Annotated in this window: 16 protein-coding genes and 1 tRNA gene; 11 read left to right on the plus strand and 6 right to left on the minus strand. The window is 59.8% G+C overall.

Annotation, left to right across the window (positions count from 1 at the left end; genetic code table 11):
• Positions 1-49: 49 nt before the first annotated feature.
• Together H9S92_RS06555 and H9S92_RS06560 are read right to left on the minus strand one after the other, a co-directional pair.
• Positions 50-1,567, minus strand: a complete 1,518-nt coding sequence (locus H9S92_RS06555) for a Do family serine endopeptidase (RefSeq protein ID WP_187465912.1) — start codon at positions 1,565-1,567, stop codon at positions 50-52.
• Between the two features lie 83 nt (positions 1,568-1,650).
• The gene (locus tag H9S92_RS06560; protein WP_187465913.1) at positions 1,651-2,187 is read right to left on the minus strand and encodes a hypothetical protein; all 537 of its coding nucleotides are present in this window, start codon (positions 2,185-2,187) and stop codon (positions 1,651-1,653) included.
• Between the two features lie 234 nt (positions 2,188-2,421).
• Between H9S92_RS06560 and recO the strand changes: the two genes are divergently transcribed.
• The 3 genes from recO (at position 2,422) to H9S92_RS06575 (ending at position 6,882) form a co-directional block, all read left to right on the plus strand.
• Complete coding sequence (gene recO, locus H9S92_RS06565) at positions 2,422-3,150, plus strand: DNA repair protein RecO (RefSeq protein WP_187465914.1); 729 nt, start codon at positions 2,422-2,424, stop codon at positions 3,148-3,150.
• Positions 3,151-3,284: 134 nt separating this feature from the next.
• A complete protein-coding gene (gene lnt, locus H9S92_RS06570; protein WP_187465915.1) occupies positions 3,285-5,066 on the plus strand; it encodes an apolipoprotein N-acyltransferase in 1,782 nt (593 codons plus the stop codon).
• Positions 5,067-5,130: 64 nt separating this feature from the next.
• Complete coding sequence (locus H9S92_RS06575; RefSeq protein WP_187465916.1) at positions 5,131-6,882, plus strand: BamA/TamA family outer membrane protein; 1,752 nt, start codon at positions 5,131-5,133, stop codon at positions 6,880-6,882.
• Here H9S92_RS06575 and H9S92_RS06580 read toward each other — a convergent pair.
• Positions 6,864-7,661 carry a geranylgeranylglyceryl/heptaprenylglyceryl phosphate synthase gene (locus H9S92_RS06580; RefSeq protein WP_187465917.1) on the minus strand — a complete coding sequence of 266 codons (798 nt, stop codon included), beginning with the start codon at positions 7,659-7,661 and terminating at the stop codon, positions 6,864-6,866. The genes H9S92_RS06575 and H9S92_RS06580 overlap by 19 nt on opposite strands.
• 217 nt (positions 7,662-7,878) lie before the next feature.
• Positions 7,879-7,963 (minus strand) — tRNA-Leu (locus tag H9S92_RS06585).
• 244 nt (positions 7,964-8,207) lie between these two features.
• Between H9S92_RS06585 and H9S92_RS06590 the strand changes: the two genes are divergently transcribed.
• From H9S92_RS06590 to H9S92_RS06600, 3 genes are all read left to right on the plus strand, one after another.
• On the plus strand, positions 8,208-8,921 hold the full coding sequence (locus H9S92_RS06590) for a pirin family protein (protein WP_187465918.1): 714 nt from the start codon (positions 8,208-8,210) through the stop codon (positions 8,919-8,921).
• Between the two features lie 109 nt (positions 8,922-9,030).
• A complete protein-coding gene (locus H9S92_RS06595; protein ID WP_187465919.1) occupies positions 9,031-9,675 on the plus strand; it encodes an NAD(P)H-dependent oxidoreductase in 645 nt (214 codons plus the stop codon).
• Between the two features lie 67 nt (positions 9,676-9,742).
• Entirely contained in the window at positions 9,743-10,036 is a 294-nt protein-coding gene (locus tag H9S92_RS06600) for a response regulator receiver protein (protein ID WP_187465920.1), read from the plus strand.
• A gap of 100 nt (positions 10,037-10,136) precedes the next feature.
• On the opposite strand, the gene H9S92_RS06605 is transcribed toward H9S92_RS06600, so the two are convergent.
• Entirely contained in the window at positions 10,137-10,712 is a 576-nt protein-coding gene (locus H9S92_RS06605; RefSeq protein WP_187465921.1) for a CvpA family protein, read from the minus strand.
• A gap of 204 nt (positions 10,713-10,916) precedes the next feature.
• Here H9S92_RS06605 and H9S92_RS06610 point away from each other — a divergent pair, with 204 nt between their 5' ends.
• The 4 genes from H9S92_RS06610 to H9S92_RS06625 all read left to right on the plus strand — a co-directional run bounded on the left by H9S92_RS06610 (position 10,917) and on the right by H9S92_RS06625 (position 14,401).
• A complete protein-coding gene (locus tag H9S92_RS06610; RefSeq protein ID WP_187465922.1) occupies positions 10,917-11,858 on the plus strand; it encodes an NAD(P)-dependent oxidoreductase in 942 nt (313 codons plus the stop codon).
• A 230-nt stretch (positions 11,859-12,088) separates the two neighbouring features.
• Positions 12,089-12,646 (plus strand): hypothetical protein, encoded by a 558-nt coding sequence (locus H9S92_RS06615; RefSeq protein WP_187465923.1) that lies wholly within the window; start codon positions 12,089-12,091, stop codon positions 12,644-12,646.
• Between the two features lie 80 nt (positions 12,647-12,726).
• Positions 12,727-13,740 carry a nucleoid-associated protein gene (locus H9S92_RS06620; protein WP_187465924.1) on the plus strand — a complete coding sequence of 338 codons (1,014 nt, stop codon included), beginning with the start codon at positions 12,727-12,729 and terminating at the stop codon, positions 13,738-13,740.
• A gap of 94 nt (positions 13,741-13,834) precedes the next feature.
• Entirely contained in the window at positions 13,835-14,401 is a 567-nt protein-coding gene (locus tag H9S92_RS06625) for a DUF697 domain-containing protein (RefSeq protein WP_187465925.1), read from the plus strand.
• A gap of 679 nt (positions 14,402-15,080) precedes the next feature.
• Here H9S92_RS06625 and tesB read toward each other — a convergent pair.
• The gene (gene tesB, locus H9S92_RS06630) at positions 15,081-15,950 is read right to left on the minus strand and encodes an acyl-CoA thioesterase II (RefSeq protein WP_187465926.1); all 870 of its coding nucleotides are present in this window, start codon (positions 15,948-15,950) and stop codon (positions 15,081-15,083) included.
• Between the two features lie 168 nt (positions 15,951-16,118).
• On the opposite strand from tesB, the gene H9S92_RS06635 reads away from it, so the two are divergent.
• Entirely contained in the window at positions 16,119-17,306 is a 1,188-nt protein-coding gene (locus H9S92_RS06635) for an acetyl-CoA C-acyltransferase (protein WP_187465927.1), read from the plus strand.
• The last annotated feature ends 18 nt before the right edge of the window (positions 17,307-17,324 follow it).

Genomic DNA, 17,324 nt, shown 5'->3' on the forward strand with positions numbered 1-17,324 from the left:
GGATTCCGGGCGGCCATCGGTGGTTTTAAGTCTTTATTGGCGGGGGATACTACTGCTCAGCCTGCTTGACGATGCCGTAGGCAACCGTCCGCTTAGGATCGTCGGGGTAAACGCCTTCCAGGGCAACGGTGCCCGCAGCGCGGCTGATGACCCTCTCAAAGTCGGTGATGCTGCCCACCTTGCGGCCATCTACCCTGGTGATGATGAAGCCGGGCCGGATGCGGGTTTGGTCCGCGAGAATACCGGAGCGGATTTTGGCCACAATCACACCACCAGCTAATTCCAGTTCCTTAGCGGTGGACGCTTCCAGTTCCACAAAGTCGGCACCCAGTTCGGTCACTTTTTCGGGGGCGGGCTTGGGGCGGATGGCTTCGGTTTTGCCATCGGCGTTTTTCAGGCGTGCGGTCGCATTGCGCTCTTGCCCGTCCCGCTCGAAAGTCAGGACTACGGCATCGCCCGGCCGGCGGCGGCCCAGTTGTTCGAGCAGCTCGCTGTTGCGCAAGGTGGGGACACCATCTACCGCCAGGATGACGTCGCCTTTCTGGAGGCCAGCTTCTTCGGCGGCACTGCCGGCAGTTACTTCAGCTACGTAGACGCCGTTGTCGCGCTTCAGGCCAATTTCTTCGGCGTAGCGGGTGTTGAGCTCCGTGATCCGTGCGCCCAGCAGGCCGCGTTGGACGATGCCGAACTCGCGCAGGTCCTGCACGACCTTACGGACGATGGCCGAAGGGACGGCAAAGCTGTAGCCGGCAAATACGCCCGTGGGGCTGCTGATGGCGGTGTTGATGCCAACGAGGTCGCCGTTGATGTCGACCAAAGCCCCCCCGGAGTTCCCCGGGTTAACGACCGCATCCGTCTGGATAAAGGATTCAATGGCCAAATCGCCGCCCGTCCGCCGCACGATGTCAATGCTGCGTCCCTTGGCAGAGACGATGCCGGCAGTGACGGTGCTGGTGAGGCTGAAGGGGTTGCCTACGGCCACCACCCACTCCCCGATGCGGAGCTTATCGCTGTCGGCAAACTGCACGGTGGGCAGGTTTTCTGCTTTGATTTTGATGAGGGCAATGTCGGTGGTGGGGTCCGTACCGATGATTTCGGCCTCGTAGGTCCGCTGGTCGTTAAGGACGACCTCCAGGCTTTCGGCACCATCCACCACGTGATTGTTCGTTGCGATGTAACCATCGTCGCTGATGATCACGCCCGAGCCGGAGCCTTGCTGGAGGGGAGCCTCCCCGCGCTGCCGCTGTCCGGGGTTACCAAAGAGATCACGGAAACTTTCGGGGAGCTGATCGGGCTCAATACCGAAGGGCAAGCCGCTTTGTCCGCCAGGTTTGCTGGCTTTGATGTGTACCACGGCAGGAAGGGCTTTTTCAGCGGCCGTGGCGAAGCCCGTGGTAGGAACGGGAGGAGCCGTGGAAGGGTCCGCGAAATTGGCAAAATTGCTGGCCGGAGGAGCGCTTACCTGGACGTACTTAACTTGTTGGTTCAGGCCCAGAAAGTGAGCGCCACCCAAGGCGGCAAGACCACCCACTACGGCGGCCAGGACGATAAACAAAAGTTTTTTCATGTTTTTGCGCACTTTGTTTGGGGTTAGAAATTGCAAAGGTTACAAGGCTTAAGACCGTTGAAACAGTATTTTGGTTGGTACTATTAACTTTCCTTAACACTTCTTAACGCTTGAAGGATTTTCCTGCCCCGGCTTACGAAGCCCGGGGTGGTGCCCTCGGCCAGCGTCAGTTCGATGATGCCCGCCAGCTCGTCTTTGAGCTCGGGGAACTCCGGACAGAAATTGGCGACCACCTGCATGGCAAACACCCGGATGGCCACCGCCTCGGTGGGTGATTCCAGCAGGCGAAAGGCCAGATCCAGCAAGTTCCCCCGGTCGGGTTCGGCTACTGCCTCCAGGGGGAATTCTGAGAAATAGCGCATGACGTTGCGCTTGACGGCATCGCGGCCGGGGGTATCGGCGGCGGCCAGCAGTGCCCCGTGGTAGGGCTGCAGCCAGTAGGGTTCCACCCGGCCCAGGTCACCCACCACCATCGCGGCCCGCTGCACAATTTGGTACTCCTCGTGCAGAAATACTTCCAGCAGTTGGGGGAGTCGCCGCTGGTCTGCCAAAACGTAATTCAGGACCAGATCGGCGTTGGAACGGGAATGTGCGACGAGCAATTGCTGACGGATGTTCATACTGACGGTGGGGCTGGGTGGTTTTCTCCATTGATTTACAAGCAAGGCACGCTTTGGGTTGAAGTCCTGGCAGCCCGCGTCCTTACCTTGCTGCTCCCCCCTTGGGGGTTGGGGGGCAAGACCTTACCTTGCACCTGCGACCGCGCAACTACCTGAACTGCACCAGCGGCAAAATGCCCTGGCTTCGCTCCGGCACTGCGCGGCGTCTTACCCCTTCGCCCAGCCCTCCTCACCATGCTGATCAAAACCCGCGGCCTCATTTTTCGCGCTACCAAATACGGAGATTCCAGCCTGATCCTGGAGGTCTACACCGAGGCGCGGGGCATCCGTAAATACATCGTCAGTGGCGTACGCAAGGCCCGCAGCACCACGCCGGCCAGCGCCGTACAACCGATGAACCTGGTGGAGCTGGTCGCTTATGAACGGGAGGGCAAAGACCTCACCAGGATCAAGGAAGTGCACCCGGGCTACGTCTACTCCCGCATCCCTTTTGATGTTTACCGCGGCACCCTTGGCCTGTTCATGCTGGAAATGGCCCGGCTGGCAATCCGGGAAGCCGAAGAAAATCCCGCCCTGTTCGATTTTCTCTTTACGTCTTTTGTCTTTCTCGACGCCACCGAAGGCCCCATCGGCCACCTCCACCTGCACTATTTGCTGGAACTGACGGCCTACCTGGGCTTTGCCCCGGCGGGAGACTACTCGGCCAACACCCCGCTCTTTGACCTCAAAGAAGGGCAGTTCATCGCGGGTTTTCCCGGCCACCCCGAATACCTGGAGGAAAAGCGGGCGGAATTGCTCTTCCAGCTCCTGCAAACCAGCCGCGAAGGCCTGGCGGACATCCACTCCACCCGCGAAGAGCGCCTGGGGCTGCTCACCGACCTCATCCGCTACTACCACCACCACATTGAGGGGATGCGGGAAGTCAATAGCCTGAAAATTCTGCGGGCGGTTATGGGGAGATGATGTTTGATGTGAGATGTTTGATGTGAGATGTTTGATGTCAGATATCGGATGTTGGAGGTCGGATGTTGGGTATCGGAGGTCAGATGTTGTGCCTTGCTGCTGTGTGCATTGCGCGAAGGCCATATCTTCGCGCCATGTCGCATCAGCTCCGCCGCCTGCTGGCCTTTCCCTTATTAGCCATTGCCGGGTTCATCGGCCTGAATATGTACTGGCGTTACCAGCGGGATGAGCTGTGGGGCCACGCTCCGCTGTTCCTGTATTTGTTCGTGTACGCGGCGGTCTTGCTGTTACTGACGTTGCGGCCTGACGGCAGCGTGCGGCCCAACAACTTGCTGAGTGTGCTGAGTGGGGTGCTGCTGGGCCTGGGTTTTCCGGGCTATCTGCCCTTTCCTTTTGCCTTATTGATCGCTTTTGTGCCCTTGCTGGTTTTGCACACGCGTTTGCGGGACACTGGGGCGGGCTACGGCCGGATGTTCTGGCACGGGTTCAGTGCTTTTCTGTTGTATAACGTCCTGGCGACGTACTGGGTGACGAATACTTCGCTGGCCGCCGGGCTTTTTGCCATCCTCGTCAACAGCTTGTTGATGACGCTGCCCTGGCTGGCTTTTCACTGGACGAGCCGCAAATCCCCCCGCGTAGCCTACCTGGCCCTGGGGGCCTTCTGGATTTCCTTCGAGCACCTGCATTATAATTGGTCGCTCAACTGGCCCTGGCTGACCTTAGGCAACGGTTTTGCCCAGTTCCCTGCCCTCATTCAGTGGTACGAACTTACGGGCGCCTTAGGCGGTACCGTCTGGATTCTGGGTGCCAACTACCTGGCTTTTCGCTGGTACCAGAGCACCGAGCGCAGGGGCCGACCGCTGCTGGCCCTGGGGCTGGTGGTGCTGCTGCCGATGGCTTTCTCGCTGCTGCGGTACGCAACTTACCGTCCGGCGGGGGATGCCGGGACGATCTCCGTGGCGGCCATCCAGCCCAATTTCGAACCCCACTACGAGAAGTTTGCCGACGACGACAGTGCCCAGCTGGACACCTTCCTCAACCTCAGCCGTGCGGCCCTGGCCGTGGGTCCGGTCGATTACCTCCTCTACCCCGAAACGAGTTTTGCCCGCGTCGAAGAAAACCGGCCCCTCTCCAACCCCAGCATCCGGGGCTTATTCGAGGCCCTTTCCGGCCAACCGGCCCGCTACCTGGTTACGGGATTCGATGGCTACTACATTTTTGCCGCTGGCGAGCCCGTCACCGAAGCGGTGCGTTACTTCGACCGGGCTGACGGCAGCATTCTGGCCCTGGAGGCGCTGAACGCCACCTTACAAATTGACCTGGCCACCGGCGAATACCAAACCTACCGCAAGGGCGTCTTCGTGCCCGGGGCGGAGAGCTTCCCCTTCAAATCGGTCTTTTTCTTCCTCGAAGACTGGGTCAACTCGCTCGGCGGCACCGTGGCGGGCCGCGGCACCCAGTCCCGTCGGTTACCGCTGGTGGGCGAAAAAGCCAAGGTAGCGCCCGTCATCTGCTATGAGTCGGTCTTCGGAGACTATTTCACGGACTACATTCGCGAAGGAGCCCAGGCCATTTTCGTGATGACCAACGATGGCTGGTGGGATAAGACGGCGGGCCACCGCCAACACCTCTGGTTCAGCAGCCTGCGGGCCATTGAGACCCGCCGCGCGGTCGTCCGTTCCGCCAATACCGGCATCAGTTCGTTTACCGACCAGCGTGGGCACATCAGCAGCCAGACCCGCTACGACGAGGCCACCTTCCTGCGGGGCGAAATGGCGCTCAACAACGCCATTACCCTTTACGTACGCTTTGGCGACGTGGTAGCGCGCATCGCCCTCCTCCTGGCCGCCATGCTGCTGCTGGGCAACCTGACGCGCAGCATCAGTCCCGACGCTTTTTCCCGCAAAAAGGCATGAAAAAGTCCTGCGCGGTGGTTATTAAGGCAGCGGACCCCATTCGTCCGCGCCCACCCCTCGGCTTATGACGCGATTCCTGCGCTTGATTTTGCTGCACGGTATTTTCTGTTGGGCGCTGACGCAGGTGCCGGGAACGTTGGAGGCGCAAAGCCCCCTCCGCCTCCAGGTGCGGGGCACTGACCTGGAGTGGACGGACGATCCCCCCACCCTGTCCGACAGTGCGGAGGTCTTGCGCTATCTGGCCGAGTGGCAAGCGGAGCAACAAGCCATGGCCTACTGGGAAGCTTCCGTCGATAGCCTCTACCGGACGGGAGCAAGCGCTCTCCAGGCCGTCGTTCACCGCGGTCCCCGCTACACGTGGGGCCAGCTTCGCCCCCCCACCAATCCCGAGTTTTTGGCCTGGGCGCGGCAGGCGGGGTACCGACCGCAGCGCTTCCGGCCCGGGCGGCGCTTTACGCCGGGGCAGTGGACGGCCCTGCGCGACAGCCTGGTGGTGGGTGCTGCCGACCGCGGTTACCCTTTCGCGGCGGTGGGCCTGGACAGCATCAGTTGGGAAGCACCGGGGGAACTCTCGGGTGTCATTGCCGTGCAGCCGGGTCCGCTGGTGCGCTACGGCGAAGTGCGACCACCCGCCGGCCTGCGCGTCCGCACCGCCTTTCTCGAGCGCTACCTCGGCATCCGCCCCGGGGAGGTGTACCGCGAAAGCCGCGTCCGCCGCATGGGCAATTACCTGGCTCAACTGCCTTACCTTACCGTTAAGGGCCCGCCGACCATCACTTTCGTGGATAGCCTGGCCTTTTTCGATCTGGCCATCGAGCGCCGCGCCGCCAGCCGCTTCGATTTCGTCATCGGCGTCTTGCCCAATAGTGGTACTGACGGCCGACTGCTGCTGACGGGCGACCTCAACGGAGAGTTGTTCAATGGCTTTGGGCAGGGCGAGCGCATCGCCGTGCGTTTTGAGCAGCTCCGCCCCCAAACCCAGGAATTGGCCCTGGCATTGGAATACCCTTTCTTGTTCAACCTGCCCTTCGGCTTCGAAGGGGAGCTGGATTTTTACCGGCGGGACTCCTCCTTCCTCAACCTCAACTGGCGCCTGGCGGCCACCTACCTACGGGAGGGCAACGACCGGCTGGCGGTGTTCTGGGAAAACCGCCGGACGATCATCCCCGGCGGAGCAGCGCTTTCTTCCGGTGAATTGCCCGATACCCTGGGCGTGAGCAGGTCTTTTTTCGGTTTGCAATTGCGCCGGGTGCGGACGGACCGCCGCTTTAGTCCCCGCAATGGCTACGCGCTGGACCTCAACGCCGCCGCTGGCCTCCGCAAATTGCTGGACGTGGCGGCCAGCGACAGCTTGAACCTGGCCAGCAACCAACTCAAGTTGGAAGGGCGTTTCGATGCCTACTTCGATCCTTGGGCGGGAACGGTGCTCTACTTTGGCCTGCGGGGGGGAGGCCTCTTCGGTGACGGGGAAGTGCTGGCCAATGAGCAGTACCGGCTGGGCGGCGCGAAATTACTGCGTGGCTTTGATGAGCAATCGGTCTTCGCCAGAGACTACCTCCTGGCTACCGCCGAGTTTCGTCTGCTGCTGGGCGGCAATGCCTACCTCTACAGTTTTGTGGATGCGGCCCGCCTGAATCCCCGCAGCCAGGCCAAGCCGGAGCTGGCCATTGACTACCCGCTCGGCTTCGGGGCGGGCGTTAATTTTGAAACCCGGGCGGGCGTCTTTGCCCTGAGCCTGGCCCTGGGACGGAGGAATGGCTTGCCGCTGGATCTGGGCGCGCCGAAGGTTCACCTGGGTTACCTCAGCGTTTTCTGAGTGCTGGCCTTGGTGGGATCCAGGGTTTCGGTGGGCGGCCGGGAGGCGGCGCGCACGGCAGCGGCGAGGCTGGGTAGCCAACTGCTGTCCTGTTCCAGCCCGTTGCCTACTACGATGACGTCGGCCCCCGCTTCGAGGGCCTGCGCGGCGCGCTCGGGCGTCCGGATGCCACCGCCTACGATGATGGGCAGAGACACCTCGTGCCGGACGCAGGCGATCATGGTGGCGGAAATGGGGTTTTGCGCGCCACTGCCCGCATCAAGGTAGATCAGTTTCATCCCCAGTTGCTCCCCGGCTAAGGCCGTGGCGGTGGTGATTTGCGGCTTGTCGGCGGGAATGGGCGTGGTATTGCTCATGTAGGACACCGAGGTGGGCTTGCCACCGTCGATGAGCAGGTAGGCGGTGGGGATGGCCTCCAGTTTCATCCTTTTAATGTGGGCGGCAACCTGTACGTGCTGGCCGATCAGCAAGTCGGGGTTGCGGCCAGAAAGGAGGGAGAGCAGCAAGAGCGCATCGGCCTGGGCGTCCAACTGGTAGCTGGAGCCGGGGAAGAGGACCACGGGGGCAGCATCGAGGCTGCTGCGAAGCAGTTTGAGGTAGTACTCCGACTGGGGGGCATTGACCAGGCTGCCGCCCCAGAGGAAGAGGTCGATCAGGCCTGCGTTGGCGAAGCTTGCCAACTCCCCCAGGTTATCCCGCCGGGCCTTATCCGGGTCGATGAGAACGGCCAGCAGTTTTTTGCCGCTATTGCGAGCGGCGGACAGCAGGGGGTATACCATGTAAAATAGCGGTGGTTATGGCGTGGGGCCAAGGTACGGACAAATCGTGGGATGGTGCCTGGTACCGAACGGGCACCGTCCGCTGCCTCCCTAAAGCCCCGTGCGATACCTACGGCATTCCTGGCACAGTAGGTTTCTCCCCAAAAGGTTTCCCCATCCACATCCCCAAAAACGAGGAAGACCCCGCTCCGGGGGTGGAGCGGGGTCTTCGGTAAAGTGCCCAGGACAGGAGTCGAACCTGCACGTCCGTAATGGACACCAGCCCCTCAAGCTGGCGTGTCTACCAATTTCACCACCTGGGCGTGGATGCCTGAGGCCCAACGGATGGGCTCAAGCGGACGCAAAAGTAATGCGCCCACCCGGATCGAACAATAGTTGGGCAAAAAATAGTTCCCAAGGCACTTCATCCCGTGGACCGCACCGCCCAACAACCGACCGAAAAGTGGCACCCCCCAGAAAATCTCTTGCCTCCCCCCATAAAGTGACACGAGCTTAAACTTTTTATCGTCTCAACAATTAATGTAGATACATCAAATATCGCAAACCATGCAAACCATCTTCCATCCCGCCAGCAGCCGGGGTTTTGCCGACCACGGTTGGCTCCAATCTGCCCACACGTTCAGTTTTGCCAACTACTACGACCCTGAGCGGATCCACTTCGGTGCTTTGCGGGTATTGAACGACGACAAGGTGGCCGCCGGTCGGGGCTTTGGCAAACATCCCCACGATAACATGGAGATCATTTCCATTCCGCTAGCGGGTGACCTGCGCCACGAAGACTCTTTGGGCAACACCACCATCATCCGGCAGGGCGACGTGCAGGCGATGAGCGCAGGCACCGGCGTTGCCCACAGTGAAATGAACGCCAACACCGACCAGGCCGTCGAATTCCTCCAGATCTGGGTTTTCCCCCGCGAGCGGGACGTAACCCCCAGCTACTCTCAAATTACCCTTGACGCCACACGCCTGGAAAACCGGCTGGAGCAGATCGTCTCTCCCGATGCTGCTGGCCCCGGGGTTACGGTGCAGCAGGATGCCTGGTTCCACCTCGGCAAACTCGCGGCGGGTACGGAACACAGCTACCAGGTTAAGAAGCCGGGCAACGGCGTGTACGCTTTTCTCCTCTCCGGCGAAGCAAGCGTTGCTGGCCAAACGATGGGCAAGCGCGACGGGCTCGGCGTCTGGGAAACCGACCAAATGACCATTGAGGTGAACGCCGACGCAGAATTGCTGCTGATGGAAGTCCCCATGTCTTTCTAATCTAACCAAAAAAACTGAACAATAAGGCCAGGTATTTTCTTTGGTGGGCAAGTTGGCTAAAGGGCCACTTTCCGCAATGAGTGTACCAAACCTGTAAAACAAGCTCAAAATGACTACGACTTCTTCTTCCCTCTTGACCGACCTCAACTGGCGCTACGCCACCAAGAAGTTCGACACCAGCAAAAAAGTGAGTGCCGAAGACTTGGAAACCATCATGTCGGCCGTCAACCTTGCGGCCACTTCCTACGGCCTACAGCCCTTCCGCGTGATGCACGTGCAAGACCCTGCCGTGCGGGAAAAACTCAAGGCGGCTGCCTACGGACAACCGCAGATCACGGACGCCGACCACCTTTTCGTCTTCTGCCACCTGCTGGAGGTGTCGGACGAGTACGTTGACGACTACATCGCCCGCATTGCTGCCGAGCGTAACACGGACGTAGCCAACCTCAAAGGTTTTGGGGATACGATCAAGGGTAGCCTGGGCAACAAAACTTCGCAAGAGGTGGCCGACTGGACCCGCCGCCAAGCCTACATTGCTCTGGGCCACTTATTGGTCACTGCCGCGACCCTGCGCGTGGATAGTTGCCCGATGGAAGGCTTCGATGCCGCCGCCTTTGGGGAGATCCTGGGTCTGAAAGACCAGGGCCTGGGGGCGGCCGTAGTCGCCACGGTAGGCTACCGTTCCGAAGAAGATCAGCTCCAGCACGCGGCCAAGGTTCGCCTGCCCCTCACCGAACTGTTCCACACCGTTTAAAAACTCGTGCGCGCGGCGGGGCTTGGGGCAGTTCCGCCGCAGCCCCGCCGCGCGCCACTTTTCTCCCATGGTCCACATCCTCAGTATTTCCACCAACCGGGAGACCCTGCGCATCCTCGATCGCCTGGTCAACCAGAACGAAGCCTGGACGGGTTTGCCCGCGCCCGACTTCGCCAGCGCCAAGGCATTGTTGGTAGAGCACGACTTCGACCTCGCCCTGATCGGCAGTGGCATCAGCGCCTGGGAACAAGAGGCGTTGGCAGAACTGGTGGTAGAAACCGGAAAAAAGACGAAGTTGGTACCCCACTTTGGCGGGGGCAGTGGACTGCTCTACGCGGAGATTGCCCAAGCGCTGGATTGACCTACTGTCTCCTCCGTTCTGGCCGTTGCACCTGCGGCCGCGCCCCATTAAGCAAAGGAATAGGAATAAGGGGGGAAAGGAATAAAGGGGCGGGCTTCTATTACTCTTCCAGGTCGAACAGTGAATCGCTCTCGCCCTGGTCCACATTGTCGCGCAGGCGGTCCATGGCATCCACGGCGCGGTCGTAGAAGTCGCGGAAGATGGGATAGAGGTCTTTGCCGCGCTCCCACACGGCGTTGCGAATGGCCGTAAGTGGCTTGTAGGTGATGCTGGCTTCCCGCAGTTCGGGGGAGATGATGCGGCTTTGGTCGCCAAAAAACACCAGCCCCGAGAAGATGAAGGTGAAGAAAAGGCCGGAGAGAATGCCGCCCATGATCTGGTTGATGAAGTTGATGTTCACCGTTTCGAGGAAGCCCGTGAGGCCTTTGGCGAGCAATTTAAAGAGCACCAGCGTGAGGAAAAACACCAGGATGGCCCCGAGTACAAAGGCTCCGCCGGTGGTGATGGCGGGGGCCCAGTTGTACAGCATATCTCCCATGATGGGCCCAAATTTCATGGCGGCGAGGATGCCGATGACGTAACTGGCCAGGGTGAGAACCGTAGCGATGATGCCTTTACTGTAGCCTACCCAAAAGCCGTAGGCTAAGAAAATGAGGCAGATGATGTCAATTACCATAACGTAAAATTAGTGCCTAAGCCGCCCGGAAAACGGAGCGTTAGCCATAAACAACACCCGAAAGTAAGGATAAAGATGAGGAAGGCCGGTTTTTTGGCGGTCGTTTATACCAAGTAATCGGGATTCTCGACGAACGACGCCAACGTCGCGTGGGCCGGCAATTTTCCGTTTCTTTGCGCCATATTCATCAATACCCCCTCCCAAATGATTCGCATTCTCGCCAACGATGGCATTGCCCCCAACGGCCTGGCCGACCTGGAAGCCGCCGGTTTTGAGGTCAGCACCGAAAAAATTGCCCAGGACGCCCTGCTGACGGAGCTCAACAATTTCGACGTCATCATCGTCCGCAGTGCCACCAAAGTCCGCAAAGACCTCATCGACGCCAGCCCGAACCTGAAGGCCATCTGCCGGGGTGGGGTGGGCATTGACAACATCGACCACGAGTACGCCAAGTCCAAAGGCATCCCCACCTACAATACGCCGGCCGCTTCGAGTGTGAGTGTAGCGGAACTGGTTTTTGCCCACTTTTTTGGGCTGGGCCGCTTCCTGCAGCGGTCCAACTTTGAGCTCCGGGCGGCCGACAGCAGCTTTGACAAGCTGAAAAAAGCCTACGGCGAAGGCCGGGAGATGCGGGGCAAAACCCTCGGCATCATCGGCTTTGGGCGCATTGGTATCGAGGCGGCGCGCATTGGCCTGGGCCTGGGCATGAAGGTGCTGCCGGTGGATCCTTACAAAGACAGCGAGACGATTGAGCTGCAGTTTATGGACGAGCAGCGGGTAAGCGTCCGCGTACCCACCGTACCGATGGATACGATGCTGGCGGAGGCCGATTACATCACGGTGCACGTCCCGGGCGGCAACCTGATCAACGCCGAGGAGTTTGCGAAGATGAAAGACGGGGTTATCCTGGCCAACACGAGCCGGGGCGGGGTCATCAACGAAGATGCGCTGCTGGCCGCCCTCGCAACGGGCAAAGTTGCGGGTGCGGCGCTGGACGTTTTTGTCGGCGAACCCAACCCACGGCGGGAACTCCTGGAGCACCCCAAAATCAGCATCACGCCCCACATCGGCGCGGCCACCGAAGAGGCCCAGTACAAAATCGGCACGGAACTGGCCGATCAACTCAAGGCGCACTTCGGGTTATAAGTATGGGCGCGGCCGCAGGTGCTCCCCCCCAACCCCCCGAAGGGGGGAGTAGGGATAAGACAGCAAGGGCTGGCCGGAGCGCAGGTGTTCCGGGCCAGCCCTTTTCATTAATGGCATGGTGCAGCCCTCTCCCTGCGTCAGGAAATGGCGTCGGGGCGCAGCGGAGGCATCTCCCCGATAAAAAAACCGCGCTGACCCCTTACTTTTGCGGCACAAACTGTACCCCCCCGATGCAAAGATTCATTTTACTTCTGCTGCTGGCTTCCCTGGCTTTCTCTTGTGGCTCCCAGGAAGGGGAAGCTGCCGACGAAGCAACTGCTGCTGACACTACCGCTACCGCCGGGGCTCCCGCTGAAGACCCCATGGCCAACATTGCTCCGCCGCCGCCCCAGTGTGTTTACCTGACGGAGGCGGAAGTGCTCAGCCTCTTCCCCGCCGGTGTACAGATCCCCATGCCCGCCCAACGCGCGGCGTCCAGCTACAACAGCTGCCAGTATACCCTGGACGCTACGGAGTGGAGTGCCGGCCTGGTGCTGGAAATGCCCGAAGAGGATAACGAAATCCAGGCCATCCGCGACGAAGTAGCCGGGGCCAAGGGCAAAGACGCGGTAAAGCTGATGGACTTCCCGGCCCGCATCCTCAACGACGGCCGCATCATCGCCGTGGAGGCCAGTAAGCCCTTCCGGGTGAAATTTTCGGCCCTGCCCAAAGAAGGTTTCCCCGAAGCATTTGATGCCGCCGCCCGCCGGGCGATGATCATCAAGTTGGCCGAAGCCACCCTGCAGTAACCGGCCCTGCCCCACCCCGGCAGGCACCAGCACCGGGCCGGGAGCTTCACCCTACTTTGCCCAACAGATTCCCTTTCTCCATGGACCAACTCATCGTACACCACCTCATCGTCCACGAGCTGAAAAAACAGCCCGAAATGGCGGAAACGGAACTGCTGCTGAGCAAAGAGACCCTGCCCATCACGGAGCAATCGACCGAACTGGTGGGCCGCCTTGACCAAATCTTCGAGCGCAAAAACGACCTCCTGCAGGGTTTCCTGGCCGCGCCCGATGAGTCCCTATTCCCCGCCTACTACCAGAACTGGCTGCAGGAGGGACGCGACCGCTCCAACTTCATTGTTTTCAGCCACGACACCATGGCGGTGCTCGAACAACAGCTGACGGGTGTGATCGGGGCCAAGGGCGGGTACCTGTTGTATGCCGACTACACGATGGAGGAACAGCGGATGCTCGGCATCTACTTCATCCGCGAAACCCCCGGGCTGGTGTTCGTCCCCGACGCCGAAGCGATTAAGTTGGATACCATCCAGTACCTTGACGTAGACCACATGGCCATGGCCGTCCGCCTGCTGGCCGGTAAGGGACGCAACGTGCAGATGATTCGCCACGCCCGTACCCAAAGCAGCATCAGCCAGTACTTTACCGACTGGGTGGGCCTGGACCGGCCGGAGACGAGCGCCGAACTGACCTACAACTTCCTCGAAAAGGTAGAAGAACTGCCGGTGCCCAAAGACAAGGAAACGGGCTTTGCCATGAACGAAGGGGAATTTGAAAAAGCCCTGCTGAAGTACGCCGCCAAACAGCCCCAGCAAACCATCCGCGTCAAAGAATTCGACGAATTTTTCTACGGCAACGAAAAACCCCTCCAGGAAATGCTGGCCGACGGCGACGGGGCCCTGGACGACGGCTTCCGCGTGGACAAACGCAGCCTGCGCAAGCAGTTTTACCTCCGCGCAGGCTTCGGTGGCCTCAGCATCACCTGTACCAAAGACCACTTCCGGACGGGACAGATTGAAATAGACGAAGCCGCTGGCACCATCACCATCCGCAGCGACGAACTGGCCAACCTCTTGCTGGATCAGAAAGGGGATTAGTCCGGGTTCTCCCAGCAGGGTTAAACCAGGCACGGGTAATGAACATCCTTTACCTTGGGCTGCGTTGTAAATGACGAACCAAGATCGCACGACTATGTCCAATCCCAAAAACCGCGCCGAAGCGGAACTCAGCACCGCCGCCGCTGGCCAAGCCCTTACCACTGCCGACCAAAATGCCAAACGCGAAGAAGCCGAAGGCGTCATCCGCCGCTACGCACTGTTCGGAACGGCCAGTGGCCTGATCCCTACCTTTGGCCTCGACGTGGCCGTGGCGACCGCCATCCAAACGCGGATGATTAAAGAGTTGGCCGACATCTACGAATTCGACATTGATGACCAGATCGTGCGCACGGCGATGACGACCGGGATAACGGCGCTGGCCGGGCGGCTCCTATCCGGCATTGCGGCCTCGGTGGCCGAAAGTTTTTCTCCCCTGAAATTTCTCGTGGGCGGAGCCACCAGCGCTGCCGTCTCCGGCTTCCTGACCCTGGAAATCGGCTACCTCTACCAAACTCGCATGGAAGAGGGCCAAAACCCCGCCGACATCGGGGTCATGGAAATCGTCAACCACGTAGTCGCCCAAATCCAGCAAGGTAAATGGGACCCCACCCGCATCAGCCTGACGAGCCAACTTGGTGACATGCTCAGAAGCAAGGAATAAAGGGGGAAAGGAGGAAGGGATTAAAGGGGCCAAAGAGCTTTGTTACTTCAGCTAGCGGGATGACACCAGCCCGATTGAGCGATGCCTACCAGCCCGGGAGGGACTAAGCGTAGGGTTGGATGAAGCCAGGCGTTTTCGTTGGATTTTGTTCGTTTCCGTCCAGTAATTCTCAGTTTAGCCTTTGATCGCTCTCCCTCGGTCCCTTTTGCTTCGCAGTACTACGTGCTCGCTACGCAGCTACTGCGTGGTCCAAGGGAGAGGGATGACCTTTCGAACTAAATTTTGGCAAATAGCAAAATTTTGTTTCACCAGGGTAGCTTTTACAACCATTAGAGGCCGGCTGTCTAATTAGCTAGGCCGCAGCCGTACTCACTTTGGCCCATTCGTTGGGGGCTCAACCCCAGATCAACCGGGGGAGGCTCAAGCGCTTACCAGGTCGAGACCCTCTGGGTCGTAGGAGAATACGCCACTGTGCCCAGCTCGATCGACCCAGAGGGTCTCAACCTAGGCAGTCTAACGCGCGTACGGGCTCACCCCAATTAATTAGACAGCCTACCATTAGAGGAGGGTTTTCTCTTGGTTTAGCAAGGGAGTACACTCGAAATGACTAAACTGAGAATTGCTGGTTTCCGTCCGATTCCGATTTCGTTCGTTTTGCGATTTCGTCCGTCCCCCTCTCCTATGCCTGGCCTTTGACTTCCCGCATGAGGCCCTCCTGTACAACGGATGCAACGAGTTTTCCCTCCGCGTCAAAGATATTGCCGCGGGTGAAGCCACGGGCTCCGCTGGCGGAAGGGCTATCGATACTGTAGAGCAACCACTCATCGGCCCGGAAGCGGCGGTGGAACCACATGGCGTGGTCGAGGCTGGCAATCTGGAGGTTGCGGTGGTCGATGGCCTTGCCGTGGGGAAAGAGGGCGGTCGTGAGCAGGTTATAATCGCTGGCGTAGGCCAGCACCAGTTCGTGCTGTTGCCGTACATCGCCCATGGGACCTTTGGCTTTCAGCCAGATGTTGCGGACGGGCTTGTAGACTTCGCTGGCGAAGGGGTTGAGAAATTCTACGGGCCGGAACTCGATGGGCCGCTCTACTTTGAGGATGCGCAGGATGTTTTCGGGCAATTGATCGCCAAACTGCTTGGCCATCCCGTCGTAACTCACCAGTTCGTCGTAAGACAATACCTGGGGCATCTCCGTCTGGTGGTCGAAGCCTTCCTGATCCAGCTGAAAACTGGCGGTGAGGTGAAAAATGGCGTTGCCCTTCTGCACGGCTTTCACCGCCCGGGTGGTGAAGGAACCCCCGTCGCGGATGCGATCCACTTCAAAGACGATGGGAATATCCAGGTCTCCCGGCAACACGAAGTAGCCATGGAAACTGTGGACAAAGCGGTCATCCGGAACCGTACGCATCGCGGCGCTCAGGGCCTGGGCCATTACCTGGCCGCCAAAAACACGGGCACTGCCCACCGTCTTAGAGTCTCCGCGAAATAAATTTACCTCGAGTCGTTCCAGCTCCAGGAGGCTTAGCAATTCAGCTACTTGTTTCATCATTCTTTCTTTCCCCCGGAGTAACCCCGTTGGGTGGGGATTTGGTTCAATAGTTCATAGTTCATAGTTCATAGTTCAATAGTCTCACGTGGCCACTACTAGACTATGAACTACTAGACTATGAACTAAATCCCTACCTTTGTTGCTCTGACAACTAAAATTTTACCGATCATGCCCCAACCTGCCGTTTACATCTGTTCAGCCGTCCGTACCCCCATTGGCTCTTTCGGAGGCGTATTTGCTTCACTCAGCGCTACCCAACTGGGGGCTGCGGCCATCAAAGGGGCCCTGGAGAAAGCGGGTGTTGCGGCTACGGAAGTCAACGAAGTGTTGATGGGCAACGTCGTCTCGGCCAACCTCGGCCAGGCTCCGGCACGGCAGGCGGCCCTCGGGGCGGGACTGCCCCATTCCGTACCCTGCACTACGGTGAATAAGGTTTGCAGCAGTGGGATGAAGTCGGTCATGTTCGGTGCCCAGAGCATTATGCTGGGCCACAATGACCTGGTCGTGGCGGGCGGCATGGAAAGCATGAGCAACATCCCCTACTACGTGCCCGATGCCCGCTGGGGCGCTAAGTTTGGTGACCGCCAACTGATCGACGGACTGAGCCGGGATGGCCTGACCGACGCCTACGACCAAAACGCCATGGGAGTGTGCGCCGACGCAACGGCGACGAAATACGGCATCTCCCGCGAAGCCCAGGATACCTACGCCATCAACAGCTACCAGCGCGCCGCCGCCGCTACCGAAGACGGCACTTTCGCCCGCGAGATCGTTGGTGTCGCCGTCCCCCAGCGCCGGGGCGATGACCTGGTGATTACTGAAGACGAAGAGTTCAAGAAGGTGATGTTCGATAAAATCCCTTCCCTGCGCCCCGCATTCAGTAAAGACGGTACGGTTACAGCTGCCAACGCCAGTACGATCAACGACGGGGCCGCCGCCCTCGTCCTGGTCTCCGAAGCGAAGATGAAGGCCCTCGGCCTGACGCCCCTGGCCCGCATCGTCTCCTTTGCCGACGCCGCCCAGGCCCCGCAGTGGTTCACCACCGCCCCTACCCTGGCCGCCCCCCTGGCCCTGCAACGCGCGGGCCTGAAAATGTCGGACATCGATTTCCTGGAAGTCAACGAGGCCTTCGCCGTAGTGCCCATGGCTTTTGTGCAAGAGCTCGGCATTGATGGGGGTAATATGAACGTCACCGGCGGCGGCGTCTCCCTCGGCCACCCCCTGGGCACCTCGGGCGCCCGCATCATCGTTACCCTCCTCAACGTACTCCGCAGCCAAGGTGGCAAATACGGCCTGGCCACGCTCTGCAACGGAGGCGGCGGTGCCTCGGCCATCGTCATTGAGGCCCTCGCCTAAAGTAAAACCTTCCGATCG

It is taken from the genome of Neolewinella lacunae, assembly GCF_014349155.1.
GTDB lineage: Bacteria > Bacteroidota > Bacteroidia > Chitinophagales > Saprospiraceae > Neolewinella > Neolewinella lacunae.